At 70.6% G+C, this 21704-nt stretch carries 23 protein-coding genes; 6 read left to right on the top strand and 17 right to left on the bottom strand.

What is annotated here, in order from left to right; genetic code table 11:
* Positions 1-47: 47 nt before the first annotated feature.
* Positions 48-767, bottom strand: a complete 720-nt coding sequence (locus tag ACIRRY_RS26620; RefSeq protein ID WP_403977080.1) for a transglycosylase family protein — start codon at positions 765-767, stop codon at positions 48-50.
* 503 nt (positions 768-1270) lie between these two features.
* Between ACIRRY_RS26620 and ACIRRY_RS26615 the strand changes: the two genes are divergently transcribed.
* Positions 1271-2059, top strand: coding sequence for a hypothetical protein (locus ACIRRY_RS26615; RefSeq protein ID WP_403977078.1), 789 nt, complete (start codon positions 1271-1273; stop codon positions 2057-2059).
* Positions 2060-2096: 37 nt separating this feature from the next.
* The gene (locus tag ACIRRY_RS26610) at positions 2097-2483 is read left to right on the top strand and encodes a hypothetical protein (protein WP_403977076.1); all 387 of its coding nucleotides are present in this window, start codon (positions 2097-2099) and stop codon (positions 2481-2483) included.
* 96 nt (positions 2484-2579) lie between these two features.
* Here ACIRRY_RS26610 and der read toward each other — a convergent pair whose 3' ends face one another.
* The 5 genes from der to aroH form a co-directional block, all read right to left on the bottom strand.
* Positions 2580-4064, bottom strand: a complete 1485-nt coding sequence (der, locus tag ACIRRY_RS26605) for a ribosome biogenesis GTPase Der (RefSeq protein WP_403977588.1) — start codon at positions 4062-4064, stop codon at positions 2580-2582.
* 75 nt (positions 4065-4139) lie between these two features.
* Positions 4140-4727, bottom strand: coding sequence for a lysophospholipid acyltransferase family protein (locus tag ACIRRY_RS26600; protein ID WP_403977586.1), 588 nt, complete (start codon positions 4725-4727; stop codon positions 4140-4142).
* A 53-nt stretch (positions 4728-4780) separates the two neighbouring features.
* Positions 4781-5476, bottom strand: a complete 696-nt coding sequence (cmk, locus tag ACIRRY_RS26595; RefSeq protein ID WP_403977074.1) for a (d)CMP kinase — start codon at positions 5474-5476, stop codon at positions 4781-4783.
* A 147-nt stretch (positions 5477-5623) separates the two neighbouring features.
* Positions 5624-6718 carry a prephenate dehydrogenase gene (locus ACIRRY_RS26590; protein ID WP_403977072.1) on the bottom strand — a complete coding sequence of 365 codons (1095 nt, stop codon included), beginning with the start codon at positions 6716-6718 and terminating at the stop codon, positions 5624-5626.
* A complete protein-coding gene (gene aroH, locus ACIRRY_RS26585; RefSeq protein WP_403977070.1) occupies positions 6715-7083 on the bottom strand; it encodes a chorismate mutase in 369 nt (122 codons plus the stop codon). Before aroH ends, ACIRRY_RS26590 begins: the two co-directional genes overlap by 4 nt.
* A gap of 308 nt (positions 7084-7391) precedes the next feature.
* Here aroH and ACIRRY_RS26580 point away from each other — a divergent pair, with 308 nt between their 5' ends.
* The 4 genes from ACIRRY_RS26580 (at position 7392) to ACIRRY_RS26565 (ending at position 9934) form a co-directional block, all read left to right on the top strand.
* On the top strand, positions 7392-8066 hold the full coding sequence (locus ACIRRY_RS26580; protein WP_403977068.1) for a hypothetical protein: 675 nt from the start codon (positions 7392-7394) through the stop codon (positions 8064-8066).
* A gap of 27 nt (positions 8067-8093) precedes the next feature.
* On the top strand, positions 8094-8678 hold the full coding sequence (locus ACIRRY_RS26575) for a DUF6529 family protein (RefSeq protein ID WP_403977066.1): 585 nt from the start codon (positions 8094-8096) through the stop codon (positions 8676-8678).
* 68 nt (positions 8679-8746) lie between these two features.
* The gene (locus ACIRRY_RS26570) at positions 8747-9169 is read left to right on the top strand and encodes a Rieske (2Fe-2S) protein (protein ID WP_403977064.1); all 423 of its coding nucleotides are present in this window, start codon (positions 8747-8749) and stop codon (positions 9167-9169) included.
* 21 nt (positions 9170-9190) lie between these two features.
* A complete protein-coding gene (locus tag ACIRRY_RS26565) occupies positions 9191-9934 on the top strand; it encodes a DNA polymerase beta superfamily protein (RefSeq protein ID WP_403977062.1) in 744 nt (247 codons plus the stop codon).
* Here the strand turns inward: ACIRRY_RS26565 and ACIRRY_RS26560 are convergent.
* The 11 genes from ACIRRY_RS26560 to ACIRRY_RS26510 form a co-directional block, all read right to left on the bottom strand.
* Complete coding sequence (locus ACIRRY_RS26560) at positions 9860-10609, bottom strand: DNA polymerase beta superfamily protein (RefSeq protein WP_403977060.1); 750 nt, start codon at positions 10607-10609, stop codon at positions 9860-9862. The genes ACIRRY_RS26565 and ACIRRY_RS26560 overlap by 75 nt on opposite strands.
* Positions 10610-10612: 3 nt before the next feature.
* Positions 10613-11635 carry an ADP-ribosylglycohydrolase family protein gene (locus ACIRRY_RS26555; RefSeq protein ID WP_403977058.1) on the bottom strand — a complete coding sequence of 341 codons (1023 nt, stop codon included), beginning with the start codon at positions 11633-11635 and terminating at the stop codon, positions 10613-10615.
* Entirely contained in the window at positions 11632-12417 is a 786-nt protein-coding gene (locus ACIRRY_RS26550; protein ID WP_403977056.1) for an NUDIX hydrolase, read from the bottom strand. The genes ACIRRY_RS26555 and ACIRRY_RS26550 overlap by 4 nt, the downstream gene beginning before the upstream one ends.
* Positions 12418-12572: 155 nt before the next feature.
* Positions 12573-13844 (bottom strand): pseudouridine synthase, encoded by a 1272-nt coding sequence (locus ACIRRY_RS26545; RefSeq protein WP_403977054.1) that lies wholly within the window; start codon positions 13842-13844, stop codon positions 12573-12575.
* Positions 13844-14500 carry an SMC-Scp complex subunit ScpB gene (gene scpB, locus ACIRRY_RS26540; protein ID WP_403977052.1) on the bottom strand — a complete coding sequence of 219 codons (657 nt, stop codon included), beginning with the start codon at positions 14498-14500 and terminating at the stop codon, positions 13844-13846. Before scpB ends, ACIRRY_RS26545 begins: the two co-directional genes overlap by 1 nt.
* Entirely contained in the window at positions 14497-15459 is a 963-nt protein-coding gene (locus ACIRRY_RS26535; RefSeq protein WP_403977050.1) for a segregation and condensation protein A, read from the bottom strand. Before ACIRRY_RS26535 ends, scpB begins: the two co-directional genes overlap by 4 nt.
* 18 nt (positions 15460-15477) lie before the next feature.
* Positions 15478-16029 (bottom strand): hypothetical protein, encoded by a 552-nt coding sequence (locus ACIRRY_RS26530; protein WP_403977048.1) that lies wholly within the window; start codon positions 16027-16029, stop codon positions 15478-15480.
* Positions 16014-17192, bottom strand: a complete 1179-nt coding sequence (locus tag ACIRRY_RS26525) for a ParA family protein (RefSeq protein WP_365308520.1) — start codon at positions 17190-17192, stop codon at positions 16014-16016. Before ACIRRY_RS26525 ends, ACIRRY_RS26530 begins: the two co-directional genes overlap by 16 nt.
* Positions 17193-17552: 360 nt before the next feature.
* Complete coding sequence (ald, locus tag ACIRRY_RS26520; protein WP_403977046.1) at positions 17553-18668, bottom strand: alanine dehydrogenase; 1116 nt, start codon at positions 18666-18668, stop codon at positions 17553-17555.
* Between the two features lie 142 nt (positions 18669-18810).
* Positions 18811-20877: a tetratricopeptide repeat protein gene (locus ACIRRY_RS26515; protein ID WP_403977044.1), complete on the bottom strand. Its 2067-nt coding sequence runs from the start codon at positions 20875-20877 to the stop codon at positions 18811-18813.
* Positions 20878-21048: 171 nt separating this feature from the next.
* The gene (locus ACIRRY_RS26510; RefSeq protein ID WP_403977042.1) at positions 21049-21675 is read right to left on the bottom strand and encodes an NUDIX domain-containing protein; all 627 of its coding nucleotides are present in this window, start codon (positions 21673-21675) and stop codon (positions 21049-21051) included.
* Between the last annotated feature and the right edge of the window lie 29 nt (positions 21676-21704).

Raw genomic sequence — 21704 nt, 5'->3', positions numbered from 1 at the left:
CCCCGCACGGTCGACGGACCGGGCGGGGGCACAGGGAGCGGTTCGGCTCAGAGGTCGAGCTGCTGCCCGGGGACGATCAGATCGGGGTCGGTGCCGATGACGGACCTGTTGGCGGCGTAGATCTTCCGCCAGGAGGTCCCGTGCTCGGCCGCGATGCCGCTGAGGGTGTCGCCCTCGCGGACGGTGTAGTCGCCGCGGGACGTGCCGCGTGAGGCGTCGTTCGTCCCGCGGGCCGACGTCTCCGCGGGCTTCGACGGGGTCGCCTTCTTCGTCGACTTCTTCTGTGTCGACCCGGTGGCCGACCTGGTCGACTTGGTGGTCTTCGTCGACTTCTCGGTCACCGTGCCCGAAGAGGCCGCGGGTGCGCTGCCGCCCGCTCCGGCCTTGGCCGAGCAGACCGGCCAGGCACCCCAGCCCTGGGCGTGCTGGACCTTGGTGGCGACGGCGATCTGCGCGGACCTGGAGGCCTGGTCCGCGGTGGCCGCGTAGGCCGAGCCGCCGTAGGCGCGCCAAGTGCCGGCGGAGAACTGGAGTCCTCCGTAGTAGCCGTTGCCGGTGTTGATGTGCCAGTTGCCGCCGCTCTCGCACTGGGCGATGCGGTCCCACACTCCGCTGTCGGCCGCCGCGGCGTTGCCGCTTGCGGCCAGCAGTCCGAGCGGGGCGAGCAGGGCCGCCCCGGCGAGAACCGCCGTCGTACGCGCTTGGCCCTTGTGCGGGGCCTTGGAAGCGTTGTCGCGAGTGTTAGTGGTATCGGCACATTCGGACATGTAGTTCCCTCTCCAACAACACGGGGTCCCCCAAGGCGGTTCGCGGCTCCCACGCATCCACGTGGTCCTCGCGCTCCTCCCCGTCCGCCGGAAGTGGTGCTGCTTGCTGGCTTGTTCGGCCGGCGGACGTACCCGAGCGGTGCTCGCTGCACACGGCGGAGGAATGTACGGAGGTCGGCGAGCCGGTGTCGACCAACTGCCCGTCTCCGCAGGCCAGTTGACTGTTACCGCGGGTATCGGCATTTTTCGGCCACCCACTACATTCGCTGATTTCACGATTTTTCGACCAGTTGCCGACACGTGCTGTGACCCGGTTCACGCGACCAACTCCCTTGACCTTTCACAGAGTTGACATGGAGTGTCCGATTCCGCACCGAACGTGACCGTCCTCGTCGATCGGTTCGATTCGGTTCCCTCTGGAGCGTGACTCCCGCCACAGATCTTCCGTTGTCCTCTTCATGAGCCCGGGACCCACCGGGCACCGCATTCCGAGGGAGCCACCCGTGCCGCGCATGCTCGACGTCAGCGACGACGTACGCGCCGAGATCGGCGACGAAGAAGCCGACCGGCTGCTCGCCGGAGACAACGCCCCGGGCAGTTACGACTGCACGTCGTGCCGCACCCAGGGCGACTCCGAACAGGAGCGCACCAGCACCGTCCTGTTCATCGGCGACGAGACCGCCGTCCTCGCGTTCGCCCACGCCACCTGTCTGCCCTCCCAGATCGTCCAGGTCACCGAGGAGCAACTGCAGGGCGCCGTCCGCTCGATCAGCGGGAACACGCACGCCCCGGCCGGCGGACCGGACAAGGCCGTACCCGAGCAGGCCGTGCTCGGGGTGACCAGCGGACTCGTCCTGATCTCAGGGGAGTTGCACCCCGCCCTGGTGGTCGAGCCGACCGCGCCCATCGTGCGGCCCGGCTCGACCGACATCGGGGACGACTTCCTGCCGCTGCTGATCGAGCAGGGCTTCATGCCGCTCAGCGAGATCACCACCGTGCCGCCGGTGCTGCACGGCTGGTCGGTGCTGCTCGCCGCCGGCCAACTGCACGCGGTGCTCCAGCCGAACAGCAACGGCGGTTCCCCGGTGGCCTGGTGGCAGGCGCACCAGCCGCTCCAGGTCACCGACAGCTGGCGGGCCGCCGCCAACAAGCACCAGCAGGTGCTGATGTTCGCGGCTCCGGTCGGCTCGATCGGCCGCCAGCCCCGCGAGGATCTGCTGCGCAGCGCCCTGGACAAGGCCGCGGCCAACGGCAAGCTGGTCGGCTCCGCGCTGCCGCTCGCGGGCACCTGAGCCGCATCCCTTCAGGTGACCCGTCGTTTGGACATACGTGCACGCATACGACGTTCCCCGCAGCCGGCCGTACCAGTCGATCCCGTCCTCGCGATCGGACCGGGACAGCTCCGGCGGCCCATCGGCCACGCCGATCTACGACCGGCTCTACTCGGAGTGGGTCAAGACCTTCCGCTCGCTGCCGGGTGACCGCAGCGGCGAGGAGGAGCTGGGCTTCACCGCCTTCGGGCACAGCCCGCACAGCACGGGCTCGTTCAGCGGCGGGAGTTCGTACAGCGCGTACAGCGCGGGGGCCTACAGCGCCCGGCAGCAGTCGCAGTGGCAGCGCGTCGGGCAACTCGGTCACATCGGGCAGCAGCAGCACGGTCACACCGGGATGCACCACATCCCGGCCCTGCCGCCCGGCCCACGCCGGGGAATCTGACGCGGCACGCACACGAGGAGGGCGGCCCCTGTTGACACAGGGGCCGCCCTCCTCGTCGTAGAAAGGCCGTGTCGTCGAACAGCCTTACGGTGACGGCTACTTCTTCTTGCCGCGCTTCTCGCGGACCCGGACCGAGATGTGGATCGGGGTGCCCTCGAAGGCGAACTCCTCGCGCAGGCGGCGCTCGATGAAGCGGCGGTAGCCCGCCTCGATGAAGCCGGAGGCGAAGAGGACGAAGCGCGGGGGCTTGGTGCCGGCCTGGGTGCCGAAGAGGATGCGGGGCTGCTTGCCGCCGCGGATCGGGTGCGGGTGGGCGGCGACGAGTTCGCCGAGGAAGGCGTTCAGACGGCCCGTCGGAACGCGGGTCTCCCAGCCGGCCAGCGCGGTCTCGATGCCCGGGACCAGCTTCTCCATGTGGCGGCCGGTGCGCGCCGAGACGTTCACCCGGGGCGCCCACGCGACCTGGGCGAGCTCGGTCTCGATCTCGCGCTCCAGGTAGTAGCGGCGCTCCTCGTCGAGGGTGTCCCACTTGTTGAAGGCGAGCACGATCGCGCGGCCCGCCTCGACGGCCATGGTGACGATGCGCTGGTCCTGCACCGAGATGGACTCGGAGGCGTCGATCAGGATGACCGCGACCTCCGCCTTCTCGACGGCGGCGGCGGTGCGCAGCGAGGCGTAGTAGTCGGCGCCCTGCTGGAGGTGGACGCGCTTGCGGATGCCCGCCGTGTCGACGAACTTCCAGGTGATACCGCCGAGTTCGATCAGTTCGTCGACCGGGTCACGGGTCGTCCCCGCGACCTCGTTGACGACGACGCGCTCCTCGCCCGCCACCCGGTTCAGCAGCGAGGACTTGCCGACGTTCGGGCGGCCGATCAGCGCGATACGGCGGGGCCCGCCGACCGCGGTGCCGAAGGTCTGCTCGGGCGCCTCCGGAAGGGCCTCCAGGACGGCGTCCAGCATGTCGCCGGTGCCGCGCCCGTGCAGCGCGGAGACCGGGTGCGGCTCGCCGAGCCCCAGGGACCACAGATAGGAGGCGTCGGACTCACCGCTCAGACCGTCGACCTTGTTGGCCGCCAGCACGACGGGCTTCCCGGCCTTGCGCAGCAGCCGTACGACCGCCTCGTCGGTGTCGGTGGCGCCGACCTTGGCGTCGACGACGAAGACGACCGCGTCGGCGGCCTCGATCGCGTACTCGGCCTGCGCGGCCACGGAGGCGTCGATGCCGAGGACGTCCTGCTCCCAGCCGCCGGTGTCGACGACCTTGAAGCGCCGCCCGGCCCATTCGGCCTCGTACGTCACACGGTCCCGCGTGACACCCGGCTTGTCCTCCACGACGGCTTCACGCCGCCCGATGATGCGGTTGACGAGAGTCGACTTGCCGACGTTCGGCCGGCCGACGACGGCGAGGACCGGCAGCGGACCGTGACCGGCTTCGCCGATGGCCCCTTCCACGTCCTCGATGTCGAAGCCCTCTACGGCGGCGAGCTCCATGAACGCTGCGTACTCGGTGGCCTCGGCCTCTCCGAGCTCCCCGTGCTCGTGCTCCTCGCCGGAGCCGTCGGGCTGGATCTGGTCGTTCATGAAGATCGGTACCTCGTTCATCGTGGTGATCGGTGGAACCCCCGGATTTCGGGTGATCCACTACTCAAGTGTCTCTCAGCGCCCGGTGAGGCGCCTGGCACTGTCCAGGTGGGCGGCCAGTTGCTTCTGGATCCGCTCGGTCGCCTCGTCCAGTGCCTTGCGCGTACGGCGGCCGGAGCCGTCGCCCGCGTCGAACGGGTCGCCGAAGACGACGTCGACGCGGGAGCGCAGCGGGGGCAGCGCCTTTATCAGCCGGCCGCGCTGCTCCGAGCTGCCCAGCACGGCCACCGGCACGATCGGGGCGCCGCCACGGACCGCGAAGTAGGCGAGCCCGGCGCGCAGCGCGGCGAAGTCGCCCTCACCACGGCTGCCCTCGGGGAAGATCCCGAGGACCCCGCCGTTCTTCAGGATGTCGAGCGCCCGGGTGACAGCCGTACGGTCGGCGGTCGAGCGGTCCACCTCCACCTGTCCGACGGCGCGCATGAAGGGCCCGAGCGGCCCGACGAACGCTTCCTTCTTGACGAGGAAGTGCGAGGCCCGTGGCGCCACACCGATGACCATCGGGCCGTCGAGGTTGTGCGAGTGGTTGACGGCGAGGATCACCGGGCCGGTGGCGGGAACCTTCCAGGAACCCAGCACGCGCGGCTTCCACAGCCCGTACATCAGGCCGACGCCGATGCGTCGCCCGACCTCGGCGCCGCGCTCCGTAGGTGCGGTCACTTCACTGCCCGCTTCTCCCCGACGAGGGTGACGACGCACTCGATGACCTGCTGGAGCGTGAGGTCGGAGGTGTCCACCTCGACCGCGTCGTCCGCCTTCGCGAGCGGCGAGGTCTTGCGCGAGGAGTCGGCTGCGTCACGCTTCAGCAGCGCCTCGCGGGTGGCCTGCACGTCGGCGCCCTTCAGCTCACCGCTGCGGCGGGCGGCCCGCGCCTCCGGGGACGCGGTGAGGAAGACCTTCAGGTCGGCGTCGGGCAGCACGGTCGTCCCGATGTCCCGCCCTTCGACGACGATCCCGTGCTCCGCGCCGGCGGCCAGCGACCGCTGCAACTCGGTGATCCGGGCCCGCACCTCGGGCACCGCGCTGACCGCGCTGACCTTGGAGGTGACCTCCTGCGTACGGATCGGGCCGGCCACGTCCACGCCGTCCACGCTGATCGTCGGGTTCGCCGGGTCGGTGCCCGAGACGATGTCCGCCTTGCCCGCCGCGTCGGCGATCGCGGTGGGGTCGGTGATGTCGATCCCGTTGCTCACCATCCACCAGGTGATCGCCCGGTACTGGGCCCCGGTGTCCAGATAGCTCAGCCCGAGCTGCGCGGCCACGGCCTTCGACGTGCTCGACTTGCCCGTGCCGGAGGGGCCGTCGATGGCGACAATCACTGCCGGGGCGGTCCGGGCGGCGCCGTTTTCCACGGGAGGACACCTTCCTGGTGCGGGGTGGTGAGCGGGGTGGGGATGCGAGTGCGCCCCGGACAAGGTTACTGGGTGCGCGTCACTCGTCCGGCCCCCGCTCTTCCGACGCCCACACCGACGCCCGGTGCCCACCCCCACGCCGCGCGCCTACTGCCGGATCGCCCAGCCCCGCTCCCGAAGCCCCGCCGTCAGCACAGGCGCAGCCCTCGGCTCCACCATCAACTGCACGAGACCCGCCTGCTGCCCCGTCGCGTGCTCGATCCGCACGTCCTCGATGTTGACCCCGGCCATCCCCGCGTCCGCGAAGATCCGGGCCAACTGCCCAGGCTGGTCGTCGATCAGCACAGCCACAACCTCGTACACCCGCGGAGCGGACCCGTGCTTGCCGGGCACACGGACCTGCCCCGCGTTGCCCCGGCGCAGCACGTCCTCGATACCGGCGGCACCCTCACCCCGCTTGACGTCGTCGGCGGACTGAAGCGCGCGCAACGCCCGCACCGTCTCCTCCAGATCCCCGGCGACATCGGTGAGCAGATCGGCGACCGGCCCGGGGTTCGCGGACAGAATGTCGATCCACATCCGGGGATCGGACGCGGCGATCCGGGTCACATCACGGATCCCCTGCCCGCACAGCCGTACGGCGGCCTCCTCCGCGTTCTCCAGCCGAGCGGCGACCATGCTGGACACGAGATGGGGCATGTGGGAGACCAGAGCCACCGCCCGGTCGTGGGCATCGGCATCCATGACGACCGGCACGGCACGGCAGTGCGAGACCAGCTCAAGGGCGAGGTTCAGCACCTCGGTGTCCGTGTCGCGGGTGGGCGTCAGCACCCAGGGCCGGCCCTCGAAGAGATCCCCGGTCGCGGCCAGCGGCCCCGACTTCTCGCGCCCGGACATGGGGTGCGAGCCGATGTACCTCGACATCACCGACGGGTCGAGGCCGAGCGCCTCCAGCTCCCGGCGCGGACCGCCCTTGACGCTGGCCACGTCGAGGTAGCCGCAGGCCGCCCCCCGGCGCATCGCGTCGGCGAGCACCCCGGCCACCAGCGCGGGCGGCGCGGCGACGATCGCGAGGTCGACGGGCCCGTCCGGCGCCTCGTCGGTGCCGGCGCCCAGCGCGGCGGCCGTACGGGCCTGCTCGGGGTCGTGGTCGGCGAGGTGCACGACGACACCGCGCGAGACGAGGGCGAGCGCGGCGGACGTACCGATGAGCCCGGTGCCGATGACGAGCGCGGTCCTCACTGGGCGATGTCCTTGCGCAGGGCGGCCGCCGCACCGAGGTACACGTGCGTGATGTCGGCGCGGGGCTTGTCGGACTCGATGTGCGCGAGGACGCGGACCACGCGGGGCATGGCACCGGCGATGTCCAGTTCCTGCGCGCAGATCAGCGGCACGTCCGCGAAGTCGCCGCCGAGCTTGCGGGCGGCGGCGGCCGGGAAGTCGCTGTGCAGATCGGGCGTCGCCGTGAACCAGACGCTGATCAGATCGTCGGCGGTGAGGCCGTTCCGCTCCAGGACGGCGGTGAGCAGCGCCCCGACCTGCTCGTCCATGTGGCCGGCCTCGTCCCTGTCCAGCTGGACGGCGCCCCGGACCGCTCGTACCGCCACGGCTCTGCTCCTCGCTGATGTACGGCTCTTGGTACATCCAGCCTAATCAGCCCGTCCGGTACCGGTGCGCGGCGCCCGCCCCCTGAGACGGGCCACAGGGACTGCTGCCGGACCGGTTCAAGGTTCTGGGCGCGTTGCTCGGGTCCTGCGTGGCCGTCCGCCGATCGGGGCCCGGCCTCGAACCCTGCCAATGTCACCCGAATCATCCCGTTCCGCTACTTGGGGTGAGATCATCACCGTATGCCTCTTTACCCACGGCCCCGAGTCCGCTGTCATGGGCTGGAAGCTCGCCTCGGGGGAGGACAGTAATGAAGCGTCCGGGACCACTGCTCACTCTTCTGGCGGGTCTGGTGTTGGGCCTGTTCATGCTGACGCTCAACGCGACGTCGGGGACGAAGACCGCGTCGTCCTCGTACAGCGACGCGTCACCGTCGGCGTCACCGAAGAAGTCGGCGAACCCGTCACCGACCCGGAAACCGACCGTCACCCCCAGCCCGACCCCGTCGAAGTCCCCGGTCGCGAACGCCAGTTACGCGGGCCGCACCGACGACGACACCGCCTCGGTCGCCGTGTCGATCCGGGACGGCAAGGCGGTCGCCTACTTCTGCGACGGCCGCTACAAGGAGGCCTGGCTCAGGGGCCCCGTCGAGGACGACGGCACCATGAAGCTCACCGCCCCGAACGGCGCCGTGCTCGACGGCAAGCTCCAGCAGGGCAAGAAGATCCTCGGCACCGTCAAGGACGAGGGACGGAAGTACGCGTTCACCGCCGACAAGGCCGTCAAGCCGTCGGGCCTGTGGCGCGCCACGGCCAAGGTGCGCGGCGCCAAGATCGACGGCGGCTGGATCGTGCTGCCGAACGGCCGCCAGACCGGCATCGTCACCCGCGACGGCAAGGCCGCCGCCGCACCCCGTATCGACCCGGAGACCGGCACGGTCACGGTCGACGGTCAGCAGCTCACGGCACAACCCGTCACCCCCTGACCCACCGTCCGCCTCAGGGAGCCGATCATGACCGTCGACCCGAACGCCGCCACCCAGGCCTACCCCCCGCGCCCGCCCGCCCGCCACCGCGACAGCCCCGCCCGCTATCTGATCCCGGCCCTGGTGGCCGGCGCGGTGGCCGTGGGACTCGGCGTCTACGGCAAGGTCCACGACCCGGCCGGCACCGCCTTCAACCTCGCCGGCTTCAGCAGCACGGGCGCGGTGAAGTCCTGGCTCGCGACGGCCGCCTTCTTCTTCGCCCTCGTCCAGGTCGTCTCGGCCTTCATGGTCTACGGCAGGCTGCCCGGCCCGAGCTGGTCGGCGACCCTGCACCGCTGGTCGGGGCGGATCGCGTTCCTGCTGGCGGTGCCGGTCGCCGTGCACTGCCTCTACGCGTTCGGCTATCAGACGTACTCGACACGCGTGATGTGGCACTCCCTCCTGGGGTGCGCGTTCTTCGGCGCGTTCAGTGCCAAGATGCTGCTGCTCCGCTCGGAGCGCCTGCCCGGCTGGCTGCTGCCGGTCGTCGGCGGACTGGTCTTCACCGCCCTCACGCTGCTCTGGCTGACCTCCGCGCTCTGGTTCTTCCGCACGGTCGGAGTGACGACATGACCCCTCTCGGAGTGACGACTTGACCACCGTCGCAGTGACCGCACGACGAACCCTTTCGGAGTGACCACATGACCGACAGCTCGACGCGCCGCACGGTCCTCGCCACGGGTGCGGCCACCGCTGCCGCCGCGCTCGCCGCGGGATGCAGCAAGTACGGCGACAGCAACGACTCCTCGGGCTCGTCGTCCGTACAGGCCTCCGGCGGCGAGGAGTTGGCGAAGACCTCCGACATCCCCGTCGGCGGCGGCAAGATCCTCAAGGCCCAGAAGATCGTGGTGACCCAGCCGAAGAAGGACGAGTTCAAGGCCTTCTCGGCGATCTGCACCCACCAGGGCTGCACGGTGAGCACCGTCGCGAACGGCACCATCGACTGCCCGTGCCACGGCAGCAAGTTCAAGATCGCGGACGGTTCGGTCGCGGGCGGCCCGGCGCCGAAGCCGTTGCCCGCGGAGCAGATCACCGTGGAGGGAAATTCGATCCGCCTGGCGTGAACTGCCGCGTACGCTCCCGGAATGCAACCCGAGTCCCTGGTCCGCGACCACACGATCTACGCCTGCGTGATGGGTTCGCGCGCCTTCGGCCTGGCGACGGACGCGAGCGACACGGACCGCCGGGGCGTCTTTCTCGCCCCCACTCCCCTCTTCTGGCGCTTCGAGAAGCCGCCGACGCATGTGGAGGGCCCGGCGGAGGAGCAGTTCAGCTGGGAGCTGGAGCGCTTCTGCGAACTGGCCCTGCGCGCGAACCCCAACATCCTGGAGTGCCTGCACTCCCCGCTCGTCGAGCACATCGACGACACCGGTCGCGAACTCCTCGCCCTGCGCGGCGCGTTCCTCTCCCGCCGGGTCCACGAGACGTTCACGCGCTACGCGTTGGGCCAGCGCAAGAAGCTGGAGGCCGACCTCCGCACGCACGGCGCCCCGCGCTGGAAACACGCGATGCATCTGCTCCGCCTGCTCACCAGCGCCCGCGACCTGCTCCGCACGGGCACCCTGACGCTCGACGTCGGCGACCGGCGCGCGGCCCTGCTGTCGGTCAAGCGCGGTGAAGTCCCTTGGCCGGAGGTCGAGTTGTGGATGACCCGCCTGGCGACGGAGACGGACGAGGCGGCCACTCACACACCGCTCCCGGCGGAGCCGGACCGGCGCCGCGTGGAGGACTTCCTGATCCGGGTCCGCCGCGCCTCAGCCCTCCAGGCGGATCCGTACGACGAACTCGTGCAGGGCGTCGTGGGCACTCGGGGCGTCCGGGAGGACTGACGCCTCCTGCGCCGCGTCCAGTTCGCCGTGCAGACGCTCGATGTCGGCCCGCACACGCGCGTGGTCGACCTCGGCATCCCCGTGCTCACGCTCGGCCTTCACCGCGATCAGCTCCGTGACGTACGGCGGAGCCTCGACCTCCCCCACGAGCGTGGGCAGATGGGCCTGCACCTCGCCGCTGCGCATGAGGTGAATGCCGGTGAGCAGCACACGGAACGTGTAGAGCAGCGGCTTGAGTTCGCCGGTCTTCTCGAACAGCCGCCACTGGGTTTCGGCGAAACCCCGGTAGTGGTGGGCGTGATGGCTGGTGAGAACGCCCGGCGCGAGAGCGGCCAGCTCCCGGTGGGCGTCGGTGGTGTGCACGACGAGCGGGGACAGCAACTGCTCCAGCACATAGCCGTTGCGCCGCAGCATCAGCCGTACGAACTTGCGCAGGTCGTGGGTGACGAGGTCCATCTCGACGCCGTCCCGCAACCACATCTTGGACCGTGTCTCGTCGGGCTCGCGCAGGCCGACGAGTTCGGCGGTCGGCAGCAGGTGCACACCCCGCAGGTCCACGTCCGAGTCACGGGACGGGAAACCGTAGAGGTGCGCGCCGGAGACGGTGGCGAAGAGGAGAAGGTCGGGCTGCTCCGCCACCACGGGCTTGAGGTCGATTTCGAGAACGTCGATCATCCCTCAAGCGTCCCAGAGGGCCCCGAGCGCCAACAGCTCACCCCGATACTCGATCCGCCCCGCCCACTCCCCCGGCCAGGCCCCCTCCCCCAGATGCGCCCCGGCGAACGCCCCCGCGAGACACGCGATCGAGTCCGAGTCACCGGATGTGCAGGCCGCCCGCCGTAGCGCGGTCACCGGTTCCTCCACGAACAGGAGGAAGCACAACAGGCCGGTCGCCAGGGCCTCTTCGGCGATCCAGCCCGCGCCGGTGGCCAGACACGGGTCGGTCTCCGGGGAGACGGTCCATACCGCGTCCTCCAGCCGCCCGAGTATGTCCAGGCACTCGTCCCAGCCCCGCGCGATGAAGTGCTCGGGCGTGGGGTCCTGGCTCCGCGTCCACAGGTCACCGAGCCAACGGTGGTGATAGCGGGTCCGGTTCTCCACGGCGTACGACCGCAGCAGCCCGACCAGCCCGGTCGGCTCGGCGCCCTGCGCGAGCAGTCGTACGGCATGCGCGGTGAGGTCGGACGCGGCGAGGGCGGTCGGGTGACCGTGGGTCAGCGCGGACTGCAACTGGGCGGCGCCGGACCGCTGTTCGTCGTTCAGACCGGGGACGAGCCCGACCGGCGCGACCCGCATGTTGGCCCCGCAGCCCTTCGAGCCGATCTGGCTGGCGTCCTGCCAGACCCGGTCCGGCCGCTCCAACAGGTCGCAGGCCGTGAGGCAAGTGCGCCCCGGAGCACGGTTGTTGTCCGGGGAGCGGTTCCACGCCACGAACTCCGCACGCACCGGCCCGGCCATTGCGTCGGGCCCAAGTACCGCCCGGTCCATGGCGGTTCGCAGCCCCCGCCCCAGCGCCAGTGTCATCTGCGTGTCGTCGGTGACGATCGCGGGCCTCGGCAGTCCCATCTCCCGCCAGGGGCCGCACTTGGCGAGGATGGAGGGCACGTCGTTGAACTCGGTCGGGAAACCGAGCGCGTCCCCGAGGGCGAGGCCCATCAGGGCTCCCGTGGCGGCACTCTTGCGGACACCGGTCGTGGTCATGCGGGGCTCCCTTCCGAGGCCGAGGCCGAGCCCAGGGACGGCCGGAGCAGCGGCGGGTACAGGGCGACAGCGGCGCCCGCGCGGTACAACGCCGCGGGTTTGCCGCGACCGCCGGTCAACTTGGCACCGCCCGGCACCGGTTCGACGAAACCCGGTGTCGCGAGCACCTTGCGGCGGAAGTTGGGGCGGTCCAACTCGGCGCCCCACACGGTCTCGTAAACCTGTTGCAGCTCCCCCAGCGTGAACTCGGGCGGACAGAAGGCGGTGGCGAGGGAGCTGTACTCCAGCTTGGCGCCCACCCGTTCGCGCGCGTCGGCCAGGATCCGGTCGTGGTCGAAGGCGAGCGGCCCGAGCGTGTCGTACGGCAGCCAGCGGGCCTGCGCCGCGTCGCTGCCCGCGCGCGGCTCGAGCGAAGCGAGGTGGGGGTCCCCCCGGACGGAGTCTGGGGGAGGGCCGGGCAGCAGCGCGGCGAAGGCGACGGTGACGACCCGCATACGGGGGTCGCGGTCGGGCTCGCTGTAGGTGCGCAGTTGCTCCAGGTGCAGCCCGGAGACCTCCGACAGGCCGGTCTCCTCGGCGAGTTCACGCCGGGCGGCCGTCTCCGCGGACTCGTCGGGCGCCACGAATCCACCGGGCAGTGCCCACTGTCCCGCGTACGGCTCCTGGCCGCGCTCGACGAGCAGCACGTGCAGGGCGCCCGCGCGGATCGTGAGGACGGCGAGGTCGGCGGTGACGGCGAAAGGTTCGAAGGCGTACTTGTCGTAGGCCGGTGTTGTGGTCATGGTGCTTCACCCCGTTAATAGTCAGTTCGACTATAAAGAGCGGCCGCAGCCCGGCACAACCCCCCGCACCCGACAAAAACGAAGCGGCCGGCCCCGGAGAACCCGGAACCGGCCGCACTCAACTCGCGCTTGTGGAGATCGACTTACCGGGCGACCTACAGATCGACTTCCTGCATCAGCATGCCGACCTCGGTGTTCGACAGCCGCCGCAGCCAGCCCGACTTCTGGTCGCCCAGGGTGATCGGACCGAAGGACACCCGCACCAGCTTGTCGACCGGGAACCCGGCCTCCGCGAGCATGCGCCGCACGATGTGCTTGCGGCCCTCGTGGAGAGTCACCTCGACGAGGTAGTTCTTGCCGGTCTGCTCGACGACCCGGAAGTGGTCCGCACGCGCGTACCCGTCCTCCAGTTGGATGCCGTCCTTGAGCTGCTTGCCCAGATCGCGCGGGATCGGGCCCACGATGTGCGCGAGGTAGGTCTTCTTCACGCCGTACTTGGGGTGGGTCAGCCGGTGCGCCAGCTCGCCGTGGTTGGTGAGCAGGATCACACCCTCGGTCTCGGTGTCGAGCCGCCCGACGTGGAAGAGGCGGGTCTCCCGGTTGGTGACGTAGTCGCCGAGGCACTGCCGGCCCTCGGGGTCCTCCATCGTCGCGACGACACCGGCGGGCTTGTTCAGCGAGAAGAACTGGTACGACTGCGTCGCCACCGTCAGCCCGTCGACCTTGATCTCGTCGTGCTCGGGGTCGACACGCAGCCCCTGCTCGACCACGATCTCGCCGTTGACCTCGACCCGGGACTGCTCGATCAGCTCCTCGCAGGAGCGCCGCGAGCCGTAGCCCGCGCGTGCGAGGACCTTCTGGAGGCGCTCGCCCTCCTGCTCGGCGCCCGGGAAGGTCTTGGGCGGCTTGATGTCCTTCTTGCCCGCGTACCGCTCCCGGTTGCGCTCCTCGGCCCGCGCGTCGTACTCACGCGAGGTCGCCGGCACCGAACGCCCGCGCCCGGTGCCCTGGCCCTGCTTGGGGCCGCCCTTGGCACCGCCGCGCGCGGCGGCACCGCGCCCGGACTTCGGGCCCTCGTGGGACGCCCCGGGGCCTACGTCGTAGCGGCGCTCCTCGGGACGGGGATTGGCGGCGCGCTTCGGCCGGTCGTCGCGCCCTCCCGCGCTGCCCGCGCCCCTCGGCTGCGAGCCGCCGCCACCGCTCCCGCGGGAGTTGCCCGCGCCGGAACCCCGGGAACTGCCACCTGCGCCGGAGCCACGGGAACTGCCACCAGCACCGGTTCCCCGGGAGCTGCCGCCCGCGCCGGAGCCACGGGAGCCGCCGCCTCCGCCGGAACCACGGGGATTGCCGCCCCCACCGGTCCCGCGGGGGTTGCCGCGCCCGCTGTTCCTGCCGCCACCACTACTGCCACTGCCACTGCTTCGCATCAAAGTTCCGTCGTCGTCGTTTCGTCTGCATCTGCATCCGGTGCATCCGGATCGAACGACGGGACCCCTTCCAGCGTCTCCGCCTCGATCGCCTCAGCCTCAGGGAGGAAGGGCGCGAGCTCCGGGAGCTCGTCCAGGCCGCGCAGGCCCATCCGCTCCAGAAAGTAGTTCGTCGTCACGTACAGGATCGCACCTGTTTCGGGTTCCGTGCCCGCCTCCTCGACGAGACCCCGCTGCAACAGGGTGCGCATCACACCGTCGCAGTTGACTCCGCGGACCATCGAGACCCTGCTGCGGCTGACCGGCTGGCGGTACGCGACGACCGCCAGGGTCTCCAGCGCCGCCTGGGTGAGCCGGGCCTGCTGACCGTCCAGGACGAAGCCCTCGACGGCCGGCGCGAACTCCGGGCGGGAGTAGAAACGCCAGCCCCCGGCGATCAGCCGCAGCTCGAAACCGCGCCCCTGGACGGTGTACTCGTCGGCCAGCTCGCGCAACGCGTCCGCGATCCGCCGTTTGGGCCGCTGGAGTATTTTCGCCAGGTGCTCCACGGTCGCGGGCTCGTCCACGACCATGAGGACGGCCTCCAGGGCAGGCTTGAGGTCGAGTTCCGCGACGGCGGACGGGCTCGCCGGTACGCCCGTGGTCTCCTCGCTCACGCCGACTCCTCCTTGGTCTCCTTGGGCGGCTCGGGCGGCCGGTCGAACTCGTCCGTCACCACCGGCTCGCCTTCCCCCTCCCCACCGGTCCAGCGCACGATCAGATCCCCGAGCGCGATCTCCTGGTCCAGCGCGACGGCCTTCTCCCGGTACAGCTCCAGCAGGGCCAGGAACCTCGCCACGACGGTCAGGGTGTCGTCGACGTCCTCGACCAGCGTGCGGAAACTGGCCTCGCCGAGCTCCCGCAGCCGTGCCACCACGATCCCGGCCTGCTCCTGCACGCTGACCAGCGGCGCGTGGATGTGGTCGACGTACACCTGCGGCCTGGGCCTGGGCTGCATCGCCTTGACGGCGAGCCGGGCGAAGCCCTCCGGGCCGATCCGGATGACGACCTCGGGCAGCAGCTCGGCGTGGTGCGGTTCGAGTCCGACGGTCCGGGGGTAGCGCCGGGCCTCCTCGTCGAGACGCCGGTTGAAGATGTCGGCGATCTGTTTGTACGCCCGGTACTGCAACAGCCGCGCGAACAGCAGGTCCCGGGCCTCCAGCAACGCCAGGTCGGCCTCGTCCTCGACCTCCGCGGCGGGCAGCAGTCGGGCCGCCTTCAGATCCAGCAGGGTCGCCGCGACGACGAGGAACTCGGTCGTCTGGTCCAGGTCCCAGTCGGGGCCCATCGCCCTGATGTGCGCCATGAACTCGTCGGTGACCTTGGACAGCGACACCTCGGTGACATCGAGCTTGTGCTTCGAGATCAACTGGAGGAGAAGATCGAACGGGCCCTCAAAATTGGCGAGCCGGACCTTGAACACACCATCGTCCGGAACCGAAGGATCAACCTCGGTTGACGACTCGCTCTCCGCAGGAGGCGAAACCTGCTCGACCGGCGGAGCCAGTGGCCCTTTCCCCAGCGCACGCCGACGTCCGGCAGGTGTGCCGGCGGCGGGAGCGTCGTTCGAGGTCATGGCCCTCGCAGGCTACCGCTACCGCCCGCGAAGCCGGCGTACGAGAATGCTCGCGTCCCCGCGGGACTCCAGATCGGCCAGGACGACGGCGACCGCCTCGCGCACGATCCGCCCGCGGTCGACCGCGAGGCCGTGCTCGCCCCGGAGCATCAGGCGTGCGTGCTCCAGGTCGATGAGTTCCTCGGCGGAGACGTACACGGTGATCTTCTCGTCGTGCCGCTCGCGCCCGGTGGGCCGGCGCTGGGCCTGCGCTCCCTGACGCTGCTTCCGGGGCTGGGCAGAACCTTCCTGCGCCCCCTGACGTCGCCCGGAGCCGTCCGCGGACCGGCTGCGGGACTCGCCGCCGTCCGCGTCCGCCGCCACATGCTCGGCGCCCTCGCCGTCACCGCCCTGGGCGGGTACGGAATGCGGGGCGTCCTCGCCGGCGGCGGCGCCGTCGCTCTCCCCCGCCGGAGCCGGCACCCGGGCCTCGCCGTTGGCCCGGCTCCTGGGGGTGGACGACTGAAGCGCCATCCCCCCTGTCGTACGGAACAGTTCGTCGGCCCCCGGCAGACTCACTCGGCGTGACACCGGGCGAGCACCTCCCTGGCGAGCTGGCGATAGGCGGCGGCACCGACGGAGTTGGAGGCGTACGTCGTGATCGGCTCACCGGCGACCGTGGTCTCCGGGAAGCGCACCGTGCGCCCGATGACCGTGTGGTAGACGTGATCGTCGAACGCCTCGACCACGCGCGCGAGCACCTCACGGCTGTGCACGGTACGGGAGTCGTACATCGTGGCGAGGATGCCGTCGAGTTCCAACTCCGGGTTGAGCCGCTCCTGGACCTTCTCGATGGTCTCCGTCAGCAGCGCGACTCCACGCAGCGCGAAGAACTCGCACTCCAGCGGCACGATCACCTTGTGAGCCGCCGTCAGGGCGTTCACGGTGAGCAGGCCGAGGGAGGGCTGACAGTCGATCACGATGTAGTCGTAGTCGGCCATCAGCGGCTTCAACGCCCGCTGCAGGGTGGACTCGCGCGCGACCTCGCTCACCAACTGCACTTCGGCGGCGGACAGGTCGATGTTGCTGGGCAGCAAGTCCATGTTCGGGACAGCTGTCTTGAGAAGCACCTCGTCGGCCGACATGCCCCGCTCCATGAGCAGGTTGTAGACGGTGAGGTCCAACTCCATGGGATTGACGCCGAGTCCGACCGACAGCGCGCCCTGCGGGTCGAAGTCGACGAGCAGTACACGTCGTCCGTACTCCGCGAGCGCGGCACCCAGGTTGATGGTCGACGTGGTCTTGCCGACGCCGCCCTTCTGGTTGCACATCGCGACGATCGTCGCGGGGCCGTGACTGGTCAGCGGACCCGGGATCGGGAAGTAGGGCAGCGGGCGTCCGGTCGGGCCCACGCGCTCACGGCGCTGGCGGGCCGCGTCGGGCGCGAGCGTGGCCGCGTACTCGGGATCGGGCTCGTATTCGGCGTCGGGGTCGTAGAAGTGCCCGTCGGGCAGTTCGTCGTAGTCGGCGAACTGGTTGCGGGGCGTGCCCCTTCCGTCGCCGGCCATGGCGTTCACGTGATGGCCATCCATGCTCTGGTGTGCTGGCTGGGTCACCCCTGGCTGCTGGTGACCTTGGTGGGCTGCGAAGGTGCGCACAGCAACGGAGCCGACAGCCTCGAACCCCGCGGGCTCCTGGCCCCTTGCAGCCGTTCCTGGTTGACCACCCCCGGGAGAAAATGTCGACTCATTCACAAGTCGTCTTACCTCCTTGGTGACCAGGGAATTTCTCGATAGGTCAGCGTGGCACCATGCCGACGTTCGGCGACTCTATGGCGTGTCGGGTGTTCGCAGCAACACAATCCGCCGGACCCGGCCCGATGTGTCGGCAATGAAACATCCCTCTGTCAAGGGCGTACGGCAGTCGCACGGCAGGTTTCACCGGTGCACGAATCGTCTCAAGGGTTATGTTCGGCGCGAGTTGGCCGATCGCCGCAAAGTGACCATACACACACTTCCGGCCGGACCTGTCGAGCAAGGTCCGGCCGGGCGCGCGGTGTTGACGACCTGTGTTGACGTATCGCCTTTTGCTGAACGGTGACTTAGTCGACAGAGTCAGCCGAGCAGGCTCTCCAGCTCGACATGCTCCAGTCCGTGCGCTTCGGCGACCTCGCGGTAAATCACCTTGCCGTCATGGGTGTTGAGACCCTTGGCGAGAGCAGGATCACGTCGCAGCGCCTCGACCCAGCCGCGGTTCGCGAGCTCCACGATGTACGGCAGCGTCGCGTTGGTGAGTGCGTAGGTCGACGTGTTGGGCACCGCGCCGGGCATGTTGGCGACGCAGTAGAAGACCGAGTCGTGGACCGGGAAGGTCGGCTCGGCGTGGGTCGTCGGGCGGGAGTCCTCGAAGCAGCCGCCCTGGTCGATCGCGATGTCGACAAGAACACTTCCGGGCTTCATGCGCGACACGAGTTCGTTGGTGACGAGCTTCGGTGCCTTGGCGCCCGGGATGAGCACCGCGCCGATGACGAGGTCGGCGTCCAGGACGGCCTTCTCCAGCTCGAAGGAGTTGGACATGATCGCCCGGACCTTGGTGCCGAAGACCTTGTCGGCCTCGCGGAGCTTGTTGATGTCGCGGTCGAGCAGCGTGACGTGGAAGCCCATGCCGACGGCGATCTGCGTGGCGTTCCAGCCGGAGACACCGCCGCCGATGACGACGGCCCGCGCGGGCTGGGTGCCGGGGACACCGCCGGGGAGCACACCGCGACCGCCGACCGAGCGCATCAGGTGGTAGGCGCCGACCTGCGGGGCCAGCCGGCCCGCGACCTCGGACATCGGGGCGAGCAGCGGCAGCGCGCGGCCGGGCAGCTCGACGGTCTCGTAGGCGATCGCGGTGGTGCCGGACTCGATGAGCGCGTCGGTGCACTCCTTGGAGGCGGCCAGGTGCAGGTACGTGAAGAGCGTCTGGTCCTTGCGGAGGCGGTGGTACTCCTCGGCGATGGGCTCCTTGACCTTGAGCAGCAGGTCGGCGGCGGCCCAGACCTCGTCGGCGGTGGCGAGGATCCGCGCGCCCGCCGCGACGTACTCGTCGTCCGGGATCGAGGAGCCGACGCCGGCGTTCTGCTCGATGAGGACCTGGTGGCCGTGGCGCACCAGTTCGTGCACGCCGGCGGGTGTGATGGCCACCCGGAACTCGTTGTTCTTGACCTCGCGGGGGATGCCGACCTTCACGTGGATCACGGTCCTTGGCTCAGAGGGTGTGGGGCAATACATCTCATACCCGGACATGCATGAGCGCACCGGGAGACCGCAGGAGAAGGTGCGGCAGAGCCAGTTTAATGAAGGCGTTCTCGGTGTCTAGCCTTTCAATGCATCAATCTTCAGTGGATGTACTACGGATTTCGCAGGCGTTAGCGTCATGTTCCAGGGATTCGGGGGCGGGATCGCCCTCCTGGAGCTCCTCGCCCAGCATCCGCTCGGCCGTCCCGCGGTGCAGCGCGGCGGACGCCGGGTCGGCGAGCCGGTCGAGGGTGTCGGCCAGCCGCAACTGCAACGCGGCCTGCAACCGGACGTCCTCCGCGCGGCGCGCCCACTCGACGGCCTCGTGGCAGGTGAGCAGCGACTCCTCGGGGCGACCGGCGTACTCCTGGACCCGGGCCAGCTCGCTCAACGCCCTTGCCTGGGCGGGCACATCACCGTTCTTGCGGTACCCGGCGACAGCCGCCCGCCAGTTCCTCAGCGCCTCGCCGTAGCGGCCCGCGTAGGTGTGCGCGGCGGCGATCCGGCCGTACAGCCGGGCGGCGTCCGCGCGCTCGTCCCGGGCCTGGCGCTGGGCCAGCGCGCGGCCGAACCAGTCGGCGGCCCGGTCGTGGTCGCCGAGCTCCTGGTGCGCGCCGCCTACGGATTCCATCGCGCGGCCGGTCGCATACGGGTCGTTCGCCTCGCGTCCGGCGTCCAGCGCGGCCCGGTAGCGGGCCAGTGCCTCGGTCGTACGGCCGGTCTGCGCGTCCAGATCGGCGAGGTTCAGCAGCGCGGCGGCCTGCTCGCGGGGCAGGTTCCGCCGCTCCGCCACGTCGAGGACGAGGCGGTGGATGCCGTAGAGCTCGGGGGCGGCGGCCTGGGTGCCGAAGTGGGCGACCATCGCGCGCACGAGCTGGGACATCAACCGGCGCGCCAGCGTGTCGAGTTCGCCGTCGGCGACCGCGAGGCGGGCGCAGGCCAGCAGGGCGGGCTGGCTGAGGCGCAGCCAGTCGGCGGCGGCCCGGGGGTTGGGGAAGCGCAGCGAGCTGGGCATGCCGAGGAGTTTTTCCTTGGCCTGGGGGCTGTCGGTCTCGGTGATGGCACGGCAGGACTGGAGCAGCCGTACGGTCCGCTCCAGCATGCGGGCGCGGGCCAGCTGGAGTTCGGCCGGGCGGTCCTGGGTCTCGGCGAGGGCGTGCAGGAGCGGCTGGAGGCAGCCGGGGACCTCGTACTGCGGCAGCGGGGAGTCCAGGGCCCGCAGCAGTCCCGCGGTGACGAAGTCGTCCAGGGTGGTGCGGGCGCCGTTGACCGAGCAGCCGGCCAGCGCGGAGGCGGTCTGCGGGTCGACCAGGCCGGCCGGGGCGAGGGAGAGCAGTCGCAGTATCCGGGCGGCGGGGCTGGGCAGCGAGCCGTGGACGAGCCCGAAGACGCGGCTCAGCGGGGTGCCCTCGTCGCTCTCGGCGTGCAGGTGCTTGGCGAGGTCGGCGACGGCCGCCTGCGGGCGGGCGGCGAGCCAGCCGCCGGCCAGGGTGAGCGCGGCGGGCTGGGTGCGGCAGACCTCGACCAGGCCCTCGGCGGCCAGCGGGTCGACGGTGACGCGGACCGCGCCGGTGTACCGGGTGAGCAGTTCCAGCGCGGACTTGGTGTCGAGGCCGCCCAGGGTGCAGGGGCGGACGTCGGCGATGCCGGTGAGCGGGCCGCCGGAGACGGCGACGACCAGGCAGTCCGGGGAGTCCGGCAGCAGCGCGTCGACCTGCTCGGCGTCGGCCGCGTCGTCGAGCAGGAGCAGCGCCCGCCGGTCGGTGAGGGCCGCGCGCAGGATGTCCGAGAGGTCGTCCTCGGAGGCGCCGGCCGGGGTCGGCAGCTCCAGGGCGGTGAGCAGCTCGCGGGCGGTGCGCTCGGTGGGGACGGGGGTGCCGTCGGGCTCGCTCAGCCGGGCCCGGAACACACCGGCGTCGTAACGGTCAGCGACCTGCCGGACGAGTTCCTCGGCGAGCGCGGTGCGGCCGGAGCCGGGCTTGCCGGCGATGAGGAGGACCCGGGCGCGGGGGGCCTTGCGGCCCGCGATCGTGTCCAGGCCCGCGCGCTCGATGTCGGCGCGCAGCTCCTTCAACTCTCTTGCCCGGCCCAGGAATTGGCCCTCGGCAGAAGTGTCCTCGGACAGCCTCACGCCGCCGGTGTCCACCGCCTGATCCGTCACGGGCCACACTCCCGTCCCACTGCACGCGCATAGCCCGCCGGGACTCCGGATCGGGTGATTCCAGAGCCTAGTTCACGCTCTGCGACGAACCGTGCGGAGCGCGGCGGGCACATCCCCCGATCGGATCAGCCGATCGTCACACCAAAGGTCCGACCGGGGGGAGGCTTGGGTTCAGGACTCGAAGGGACGAGCGGGCCACGGCGCCTCGGCGGGGCGCAGCGCCTCGACGCCGTCGCCGTGCCGGGCGGCGACCAGGCCGAGGACGCCGACGGCGAGGCAGTTGTTGTGCAGCTCGCCGGCGAGGACCCCGCGGACGAGGTCGTCGAGGGGCACACGCGCGTGCTCCATGTCGGCCTCCTCGTCCTCGACCTCGAAGCGCACTCCCTCGGCCTCGGAGAGATCCCGGGCCAGGAAGATGCGGATGGCCTCGTCGCAGCCGCCGGGCGTGGTGTAGACGTCGGTCAGCACCCGCCAGTCCCCGGCCTTGACGTGTGCCTCCTCGTACAGCTCGCGCTGGGCGGCGTGCAGCGGGTTCTCACCGGGGATGTCGAGCAGTCCGGCCGGGATCTCCCACAGCTTCTGCCGCACGGGGTGGCGGTACTGCCGGATGACGAGCACCCGGTCCTCCTCGTCGAGGGCGAGGACGGCCACGGAGCCGGGGTGGACCTGGTAGTCGCGGTGCACGACCGCGCCGCCGGGCATGACCACGTCGTCGGTGCGCACGGAGGTCTTGTTGCCGACGAAGGGGGTCGCGGTCGCCCGGATCTCCCACTCCTCCGGGGTGTCCTTGATCGTCATGCGCTGTCCCTCCACACGTACACGAAACA

Source organism: Streptomyces sp. NPDC101776 (genome assembly GCF_044766845.1).
Classification (GTDB): domain Bacteria; phylum Actinomycetota; class Actinomycetes; order Streptomycetales; family Streptomycetaceae; genus Streptomyces.
This window is presented reverse-complemented; position numbering and strand designations above follow the sequence as displayed.